Origin of the sequence: Anaerococcus hydrogenalis DSM 7454, from assembly GCF_000173355.1 — a bacterium.
GTDB lineage: Bacteria > Bacillota > Clostridia > Tissierellales > Peptoniphilaceae > Anaerococcus > Anaerococcus hydrogenalis.
On the sequence record NZ_ABXA01000029.1, the window covers coordinates 1 to 9,032 of the forward strand.

At 29.9% G+C, this 9,032-nt stretch carries 7 protein-coding genes, 3 pseudogenes, 1 riboswitch and 1 other annotated feature; of the genes and pseudogenes, 6 read left to right on the top strand and 4 right to left on the bottom strand.

The window, feature by feature from the left end:
- Positions 1-185: 185 nt before the first annotated feature.
- From ANHYDRO_RS10615 to ANHYDRO_RS04785, 3 genes and pseudogenes are all read left to right on the top strand, one after another.
- Positions 186-299: pseudogene (locus ANHYDRO_RS10615) on the top strand (transposase); the annotation flags it as partial.
- Positions 300-927: 628 nt separating this feature from the next.
- Positions 928-1,008: riboswitch (THF riboswitch) on the top strand.
- Between the two features lie 9 nt (positions 1,009-1,017).
- The gene (locus tag ANHYDRO_RS04780) at positions 1,018-1,596 is read left to right on the top strand and encodes a folate family ECF transporter S component (protein WP_244261645.1); all 579 of its coding nucleotides are present in this window, start codon (positions 1,018-1,020) and stop codon (positions 1,594-1,596) included.
- 9 nt (positions 1,597-1,605) lie between these two features.
- A complete protein-coding gene (locus tag ANHYDRO_RS04785; protein WP_004814179.1) occupies positions 1,606-1,806 on the top strand; it encodes a hypothetical protein in 201 nt (66 codons plus the stop codon).
- An 870-nt stretch (positions 1,807-2,676) separates the two neighbouring features.
- Here ANHYDRO_RS04785 and ANHYDRO_RS04790 read toward each other — a convergent pair.
- The 4 genes and pseudogenes from ANHYDRO_RS04790 to ANHYDRO_RS11190 form a co-directional block, all read right to left on the bottom strand.
- Positions 2,677-3,321 carry a PepSY domain-containing protein gene (locus ANHYDRO_RS04790; RefSeq protein ID WP_004814184.1) on the bottom strand — a complete coding sequence of 215 codons (645 nt, stop codon included), beginning with the start codon at positions 3,319-3,321 and terminating at the stop codon, positions 2,677-2,679.
- A gap of 139 nt (positions 3,322-3,460) precedes the next feature.
- Positions 3,461-4,116, bottom strand: a pseudogene (locus ANHYDRO_RS11450) (AIM24 family protein).
- 105 nt (positions 4,117-4,221) lie between these two features.
- Complete coding sequence (locus ANHYDRO_RS04800) at positions 4,222-4,938, bottom strand: N-acetylglucosamine-6-phosphate deacetylase (protein WP_316244739.1); 717 nt, start codon at positions 4,936-4,938, stop codon at positions 4,222-4,224.
- On the bottom strand, positions 4,875-5,348 hold the full coding sequence (locus tag ANHYDRO_RS11190; RefSeq protein WP_004814191.1) for an amidohydrolase family protein: 474 nt from the start codon (positions 5,346-5,348) through the stop codon (positions 4,875-4,877). The genes ANHYDRO_RS04800 and ANHYDRO_RS11190 overlap by 64 nt, the downstream gene beginning before the upstream one ends.
- Before the next feature lie 94 nt (positions 5,349-5,442).
- Positions 5,443-5,673: a binding site (T-box leader), on the top strand.
- A gap of 57 nt (positions 5,674-5,730) precedes the next feature.
- On the opposite strand from ANHYDRO_RS11190, the gene ANHYDRO_RS04805 reads away from it, so the two are divergent.
- The 3 genes and pseudogenes from ANHYDRO_RS04805 to ANHYDRO_RS04815 all read left to right on the top strand — a co-directional run.
- Positions 5,731-7,494 carry a homoserine O-acetyltransferase/O-succinyltransferase family protein gene (locus ANHYDRO_RS04805; RefSeq protein ID WP_004814194.1) on the top strand — a complete coding sequence of 588 codons (1,764 nt, stop codon included), beginning with the start codon at positions 5,731-5,733 and terminating at the stop codon, positions 7,492-7,494.
- A 9-nt stretch (positions 7,495-7,503) separates the two neighbouring features.
- Positions 7,504-8,444 (top strand): annotated as a pseudogene (locus tag ANHYDRO_RS04810) (homoserine dehydrogenase).
- Between the two features lie 285 nt (positions 8,445-8,729).
- Positions 8,730-9,032 (top strand): IS110 family transposase (locus tag ANHYDRO_RS04815; protein ID WP_004814200.1); only part of this gene is annotated, 303 nt, incomplete at its 3' end.

A 9,032-nucleotide genomic window follows, 5' to 3' on the forward strand; every position in this document is an offset into this window, starting at 1 on the left:
TCAAAAATAGATGCGAAATGTCCTAGACTCAATTGAATTTCTAAGAGTAATAAACAAAAACTCTCAATAATATTCTATCACAAAATGAAAGAAAATCGCCACAGAATTAGAAGAATACAAAATAGAAAAGAATTTTCTGGCATAGGAGAAAATTAGCACTACAAATAACATCAGAAATAGGAGATATAGGAAAATACAAAAACAAGAAAAGTCTAATATCATTTGCAGGGATAGATTCACCACCATATCAATCAGGAAACTTTAGTGCAAAACAAAGAAAAATATCCAAAAGAGGAAACCCAATACTAAGAAAAGTACTATACATGGCAATTTTATGTATGAAAAAAGCAAAAGAAGAAAACAATCCAGTATATAAATATATAATAAAAAAGAAAGAGAGGGAAAGGCAAAAAAAGTATCAAATATAGCAGGAATAAACAAGTTTTTAAGAATATATTATGCAAAAGTAATGGGGGAAAAATAAGGAAGAATTACAAAAAGCTGCATAAAAATAGAAAAAAGCCCAAACAAGAGGGCTTATTTCCTATGGTAAAATTTAGTAAAAAATTTATTTAATTTTTTTTAAAAAAAACTTGATTTTTCCTAGCAGGTTTCGACTCATTTTTGCTATGGAATAAGCTATTGTGTTTATGGATTTTGTAAATATAGTTTATTTATCTTTTCATCTATTAATTTTTCCATAATTTATTATAGGAAAATCCTACAATTCACCTTAAATTAGTAATCTAATTTATGTAGTTTTTCTACAATATTATATCACATTCTAGATTTCTATCTTTCTATGCTTATATGAATTAAAAAATGGGAATGGAAAAAAGCTTTTTTGCCTTTTTTCAAATCTTTTGGTAAATTTATAATTTCTATTTTCTTCCAACAGATGATATAATCATAATGTAAAATTTAATAGGTAGAGTAGGGCTAAGGCGTTAAGTGCTGGAAAATGGGATGTTGTTTTCAGACGAAAGATTTTAGTCCGCATCCGCTACATCATTTCCTATGATGGCAGACTACCAAATAGGAGGAAAAAATGAAAAACTTAAAAACATCAGAACCTTGATTTTGCTATCATTTTTTATAGCATTATCCATTGTAGTTTCAAGATTTTTTTCTATAACTACAGTAAGCAGAAAAATCGGTCTAGGATTTATAGTAACAGCAGCTATGTGTTCAATTTTTAACCCATCTCTTGCAGTCCTTGCATCAATAATTATTGATGTGGTATCAAATCTTATATTTCCAACAGCTGGAGGATTTTATTTTCCCTTTATAACAACAAAGATTGCAGCAGCTTTGATTTACACTTACTTTTTCTATAGAAAAGAAATTACAAGAAAAAACATTGTATTTTGTACCATTTTAAATTCACTTGTCACAAGTTTGTTTTTAAATACCCTATGGACAAGCCAGCTTACCGGCAATCCTTTTATGGCACAATTTATGCTAAGAGTTCCAACAATGGCAATAAATTTTGTATTTCATACCATAGTTTTGATAGTAATCTTGCCTAAACTTGCAAAGATTTTAAGAAGAGAAATCAAAAAATTAGGAGCCCAACCAGAAAATGCTCCTTATTAGGAGAAATTTATGAAATTATTAAAAATAATAAGTTTAATTTTATCCCTTGCCTTTATATTTTTCGGCTACAATATCTATTTTAGGAAAAAATATAAGCTAATAAATAATTTTGAAAAAGATTATAAAAATGGATTAAAGGATGAAAATTATGCAAAAAAAGTGGGTATGGTTGAATTAATACTCGGTATTTTATTTTTTCTAATTTTTTAAAAATTTCTTTATGATAAAATACACTTGATGTTTTGCAAGCATCTCTATACCTTGTGTAGGGAGGTGATAAAAATGCATATAGAAGACTTGTTAACTACTATTGCTCTTAATATAATGGCAAATGCAATTTATGATTGCGTTAAGATTCTAATTGAAGTTAAGAGTAGAGCAAAACATTAAGAAAAAAGACAGGAGTTGCAGCTCCTGTCTTTTTAAATGCATATAACTTGTTAACTTCTATACACTTTCATTATACAAGCTAATAATTTAAAATCAATATTTAAAAATAATAAGTTTAATTTTATCCCTTGCCTTTATATTTTTCGGCTACAATATCTATTTTAGGAAAAAATATAAGCTAATAAATAATTTTGAAAAGATTATAAAAATGGATTAAAAGATGAAAATTATGCAAAAAATTGGGTATGGTTGAATTAATACTCGGTATTTTATTTTTTCTAATTTTTTTAAAAATTTCTTTATGATAAAATATACTTGATGTTTTGCAAACATCTCTATACTTTGTGTAGGGAGGTGATAAAAATGCATCTTAGAGATATATTAGTTTCTATTATTCTTAGTCTTATAGCGAATTTTATCTATGATTTTATTTGCAAAAACGACGGGAATAATGCAAAACATTAAGAAAAAAAAAGACAGGAGCTGCAACTCCTGTCTTTTTTAATGCATCTAATACATTAGTTTCTATTTACTTTCATTATACAAGCTAATAATTTAAAATCAATATTTAAAAATAAACAAACAAAAAGCAGGACTTAATCCTGCTTTTTGCCAATGTAATAGCATATCATATGAATATTATATACTAATTTTTTACAAAAATCAATAACTTTATAAATATTTATAAAATTATTTTTGAATTATATCTAGTGTCTCAGCGTCAAGCTCTACATCATCTCCGCCAACAACGTCGATTTCGTAAACTGTTTTGCCTTGGTCGTTTACATCTAATTCATAAGATTTTGCAAAACCCTTGTTGTTTTTTAAGGCCTTTGCTACTGCTTCTTTTGGATCTTTTATTTTTGTAAAGTCAATTGCCTTATCTTCTTGGTCGTCGTCTTTATCTTGTTCTTTTGAAATAACTTCTCCGCTTTCAGCGTCTATTTTTGCTTCAAATTCTTCATTTGCCTTAAAGCCCTTTATATCATATGAATATTTTCCGTTATCTTCGTCAAATTCTACTGATGAAACTTCTATTTCATCGTCATTAAAAGCTTTTTTGAATTTTTCTACAGCATCGCCAATAGATATAGCAAATTCTTTTTCTTCTATTCCTGTTGTTGCTTGGTCTACTTTTTCTTTAGCCTCATCTTTTTTCTCTTCAGCCTTTTCTTTTGTTGAAGCAACTTCTTCAGATACAGCTGCTTTTGTATTGCTTGCTGCGTCTTTTGCATCTTCTTTTGCTTGTTTAGCATTTTCTCCTGAACATGCTGATAGTAAAAGAGCAAGGGCAAGTGCTGATGCACCATATTTTAAATTTTTTTTCAATTTCATAATTTCCTCCGATTTTTCTAAATCTTTACATTATTAATATACTTCTTTTAAAAATTTAAACAAGTGTTAGAATTTTTTAAATAATCTTTATTTTTTTATTGATTTTATTTATTTAATTTTGATTTAATAAATATTCTATTTATTTTTCCTTATAATCTAAGGGTGCAAGTAAAATTTTTCCACTTCCCGTGTATACATTTACAAAACCTTCTTCGGTCATGGCTGATGAAACTAGGGATTTTGATGCTTTTTTTACTGAAAAATCTAGGCTATCTGACCAAGCTATAGCGTAAGATCCGTCAATTTTAATTTGGTCATTTTCAAGTTCTATTTCTATCAAGTCATCTTTTGCAATGGGACTTTCTAAGGCAAGGATGCCCTCTCCTTCTAATTTTAAATTAAATATTCCCTCATTTCCCATCAAGGACGATGAGAAATTAGTCCTCGTTTTTATTTTTGTTTTAAATTTGATGTACATGCTAAAAAATATCCATCTTCTAGAACAATGGAATTGTTCCACTCAGCTAAGTCTATTAAGATTATGTGCTTGTAGGTAGGTTCTAAAATCACCCTTCCACTTCCCCTGTATTCTGGTTTTACAGCACTTTCTTTTGTCACAGATCCTTTGATGGATTTTGAAAAGAAATCTCCAATTCCTTTTATACCGCTTGTTAATTCTACATCTCCAACCATCCATTGCATAGCACCTGTTTGCCTTGTCACAGGTAAAATTGATAGGTCACAAGATAATTGTCTTTTTCTAATTTGCATTTTTGATGAAAAATATTCGCTCATAGCAAAATTTTTGTCGACTGAGAGATTTTTTGGTATTCTAAAACCTTAAAGGGTCCTTTTTCTTCTTTTATTTCTATATTCGGATTGTCATAAAAATTATTTATTTTAAACACTGTATTTCTCCTGTCCATTTAAAAATGTTTTTAGTAAATTTAGGTCATAATCTAATAAGATAAAGTCAGCATCGTATCCTACTTTTATTTTCCCACAAAGATTATCTATTCCTACAGATTTTGCAGGAATTAAAGATGCCATTTGAACTGCCTCATAAATATCTACAATATCCCAATCAACCACATTTTTTACTGCTTCTTTTAATTTTAAAATTGATCCTGCAAGATTTCCTGATTCAAGCCTTGCTGTTCCATCTTTAACTTCTACTGGAAAATCTCCAAGCTTATAGGACCCATCTGGCATTCCTCCTGCCATCATGCAATCTGTAATTAAGGCGATTTTTTGGTAGCCTTTTTTATTTATTAAAATTTCACATGCAGCAGGATTTACATGGTGGCCATCACAAATTAATTCTGAAATTGCATCAGAATTCATGGCAGCTCCTACCATACCAGGATTTCTATGATGAAGGCCACTCATAGCATTAAAGGTGTGAACAAATATATTTGCTCCATCATCTACTGCTTTTATCGCCTGGTCATAAGATGCATCGGAATGACCAAGGGCCACATAAACTCCCATGGCATTTGCTTTTTTAATAAATTCTTCTGTATTTTTTCTTTCTGGTGCTATGGCAATTTTATTTACCAGACCCCTTGATAATTCTTTCCATTTTTTAATTTTTCTATATCGGGATCTGACATATATTTTTCGTTTTGGGCCCCCTTATATTTTTCTGTAAAAAATGGCCCTTCCAAAAATATCCCTCTTACCTTTGCCCCTTCAAGATTTTCATATTCTTCCCCAACAATTTTTACTGCCTGGTTTAATTTTTCGGTTGAATCAGTTAGGGTTGTTGGCAAAAATGATGTTACTCCACACTCAAGAAGTCCTTTTGAAATTATATTCAAAGCTCCTTTTTTGGCATTCATTATATCTTCATTTTTATATCCATGAATATGGGTATCTACAAGTCCTGGAGCCAAAATTCCTTCTAAGTTTATAAATTTTTCTGGCTCATTTTTTGAAAGGGACTTTACCTTCCCATTTTGAACTTCTACAAACAAGTCTTTTTCTATTTTTTCTTCAAGTATCACATAATCTGCTTTATAAATCATAAAATCTCCTTATTCCTATTTTTAGGATACCCTTTTTTTATAAAATTAAAAATTGACTAATTATTTTTATTATGGTAATATTATTCAAAAGAAATTAAAAGCTTACAAAAAGAAGAGTAGCTTAAAATAATGATTAAAGAGAGCTTTGTTGTGGTGAAAAAAGCAGATTTGTTTTAGGTGAAGATGGTCTTTTTAGCTTAACTTGTGATATGTAGCAGGTTAGGGGTATGCCCCTTACAGCAGATGGTATTGTTTGATACCTACTAAGTCTATTATTGTGAGATAATGGAAAAATAAGGTGGTAACGCGAGTCTTCGTCCTTTGGATGGAGGCTCTTTTTTAATTTACATATTTTTTATTTACATATTAGAAAGGAATTATTATGCCAGTTATTTTATCGGATAAGCTTATTAAAGAAGAAGTTTTGAAAAAAGAAAATATTTTTACTATTAATAAAAAAAGGGCACAAAGTCAGGATATTAGGCCCTTAAAACTTGCCATAGTTAATTTGATGCCCAACAAGGAAGAAACTGAAATTGACCTATTGAAATTAATTTCTGCCAATTCTTTGCAAATTGAAGTTGATTTTATTAGAACTGTAACTTACAAAAATAAACACTCAGATCCCAAGAGACTTGAAAGTTTATACAAGTCCTATGATGATATTAAGGATGAGAAATATGATGGGATGATTATTACTGGGGCTCCCATAGAAAATATAGATTATGATGATATAGAATATTGGCAAGAGCTTAAGAAAATTTTTGATTATGCAAGAAAAAATGTTTATTCTACGATTTTTATTTGCTGGGCATCCCTTGCTGCCTTAAATTATTACTATGGGATTGATGCTTTTTCTTATGATGAGAAAATTTCTGGTGTCTATCCATTTTTAAAAGAAAGTGAGTCTAGACTTTTTGATGGTTTTGATGATGTTTTTAATATGCCCCAATCAAGGTATAAGGGAGTAGATCCTAGCCTTTTAGATCCCTTTGATGACCTTGAGGTCTTGGCAAAAAGAGATGATATTGGCCTAAGCCTTGCTGCAAGTAAAGACCTTAGGTTTATATTCTCTCTGGGACATTTTGAATACGGAAAATATAACCTTGATAAAGAATACAAAAGAGATTTAAAAAAAGATAAAAATACCAAAAGGCCTGTAAATTATTATTTTGAAAACAGCTCCAAGGTAAATATGTCCTGGAAATCTGCATCAAGTCTTTTTTATTCAAATTGGATAAATTATGCAGTTTATCAAAATACACCCTTCAAAATTGAAAATATAGAAAGTAAGTCTGTATCAAAATTTGGGGGCTCTTCCCTTTCTGATGCTGGTCAATTTAAAAGGGTTAAATATATTATAAATAAAAAATCTGACAGGGACCTAATTGTGGTTTCTGCTCCAGGAAAAAGAAATGATCAAGATATTAAGGTAACTGACTTATTAATCTATCTTACCGATTCAAACCAAAAAATTGATAGGCTAAAAAAAGAGCTTTTGGCAAATGAAGATATTAGAGATGAAATTCTATCAAGGCTTAGGGAAAGATTTTATGAAATAATTGATGATTTGGACCTTAGAATAAGTCTTAAAAAAGAAATTGATAAGTCCTTGGATATTTTAAAAAATTCCTTAAAAAGAGACTACAACCTATCAAGGGGCGAATACCTTAATGCAAAAATTCTTGCAAGTTTTCTAAATTATGATTTTGTTGATGCAAAGGACCTTATTATTTTCAATGAAGATGGACTTGACCTTGAAAAAACCTACCAGAAAATCAGGGAAAAAATAAAAGAAGGCGACAAGGTTGTAGTTCCTGGCTTTTATGGAAGTTTTGATGGAGAAATAAAAGTTTTTGAAAGGGGAGGTTCTGATTTTACAGGCTCTATCCTAGCATCAGCCCTTGATTGTTCTGTATATGAAAATTGGACTGACGTTTCAGGGATAATGAACAATGACCCAAAAAAAGATAAAAATGCCAAAAAATATGAAAAATTAGCCTATCAGGACTTAGAAAAAATAATTAATAAGGGAGCAGGCGTCTATCAAAAAGATGCCATAGGACCAGTTAGGGATAAAAATATTACTATAAAAATTTTAAATACAAATAGGCCAGATGATTCTGGTACAACAATAAAAGATTAGGAGGAAAAAATGATTAAAATAGGATTATTAGGTTTTGGAGTAGTAAATTCTGGAGTGTATGAAATATTTGAAGAAAGAAGAAAATACATAGAAGAGGCAATTGAGGATGAATTTTCAATTGAAAAAATTCTAGTAAAAAATCCAAAAAAACACTCAGATATTAAAGATTTATTGGTAGGAGATATTTCAGAAATTATAGATGATGATTCCATAGACCTTGTAATAGAAGCAACAGGTGAGGTCGAGGCAATTGAGGACGACATTAAAAAAATTCTTTCAAAGAAAAATTTGATTTCTACAAACAAGGCCCTAATTTCTAAAAATTTTGAAGAATTTAATAGGATAAAAAAAGAAAATAAAACAAAACTAAGGTTTGATGCCTCTGTTGGAGGAGCAATTCCTGTAATTGAAAATCTTTATACCATTAGCATCTTGGATGAAGTTGAGGAAATAAGTGGGATTTTTAATGGGTCTTGTAACTTTATTTTATCAAAAATGGAAGAAGGCTATAGTTTTAAAGATGCCCTAGAAAAAGCCCAAGAATTAGGCTTTGCAGAAGCTGATCCAAAAGATGACATAGAGGGTTTTGATTCTATGAGAAAACTTAGGATAGCTGCATCGATTTTATTTAGAAAGGAAATAAAAGAAGAGGACATAGACCTTGAAGGAATTACAAAAATAAAAAAGACCATGTAAAAAAAGCAAGTGAAAGAGGGCTAAGGTATAAGCTAATAGCCTATGCAAATAAGGATGGTATCTATCAAGTAAGGCCCGAATTATTGGAGAAAAATTCTGTTTTTGGAAGTATAAAGGACAATGAAAATATATTCCAAATAAAATCCTCAAACTCCAAAGATTTAATCTTAAAAGGAAGAGGAGCCGGAAAAAGAGAAACAGGCTTTAGCGTTTTAAATGATTTTCTAAAAATATATAGTAAAGAGACTGTATAAAATTTTGTGTATAGAAACCTCCTCGTATATTATAGTTGTAGTAATAAATACTACATTTTGTTCTCAATCCCACTTTCTTATGGGATAATAATTGTATAGATAGAGGTCGTAGTTAACCTCCTTGAAGCTAGTCTTCCTAAATTAGGGTTACGCCTCTTCTTTACGTCTTTATCAGTATGAGCTGGATAGCGCATTTCGTTGCTGTATGTCTAACGAGGTTTGATTGTCGTAAAGTTCTTGAGGGTCCTTTCTCTATCTAAATTTATATTAAAGCTAGGTGATTTTATGTTTTACATTGGTGTTGATATTGCAAAGAAAAACCACGAAGCCTCAATAATTGATTCTGATGGGAAACTTGTTTCTGAGTCCTTTTCTTTTTCTAATTCTATTAGGGGTTTAGAGAAGTTTCAGAAATTTATTTCCTCTTTTTCGATTGATTCTAACAACTGTATTATTGGTATGGAAGCTACTGGCCATTATTGGCTTTCGCTTTATTCTTTCTTAATTGATTTAGGTTTTTCTTGTGTTGTTATTAACCCTATTCAATCTGATGCTTTTAGAAAGATGTATATTAGACAGACTAAGAAT

Excerpts from the sequence above, each read along its gene's own strand:
- ANHYDRO_RS04780 (WP_244261645.1), top strand. The coding sequence starts at position 1,018 with ATGATGGCAGACTACCAAATAGGAGGAAAAAATGAAAAACTTAAAAAC.
- ANHYDRO_RS04785 (WP_004814179.1), top strand. The coding sequence starts at position 1,606 with ATGAAATTATTAAAAATAATAAGTTTAATTTTATCCCTTGCCTTTATA.
- ANHYDRO_RS04790 (WP_004814184.1), bottom strand. The coding sequence starts at position 3,321 with ATGAAATTGAAAAAAAATTTAAAATATGGTGCATCAGCACTTGCCCTT.
- ANHYDRO_RS11190 (WP_004814191.1), bottom strand. The coding sequence starts at position 5,348 with ATGATTTATAAAGCAGATTATGTGATACTTGAAGAAAAAATAGAAAAA.
- ANHYDRO_RS04805 (WP_004814194.1), top strand. The coding sequence starts at position 5,731 with ATGCCAGTTATTTTATCGGATAAGCTTATTAAAGAAGAAGTTTTGAAA.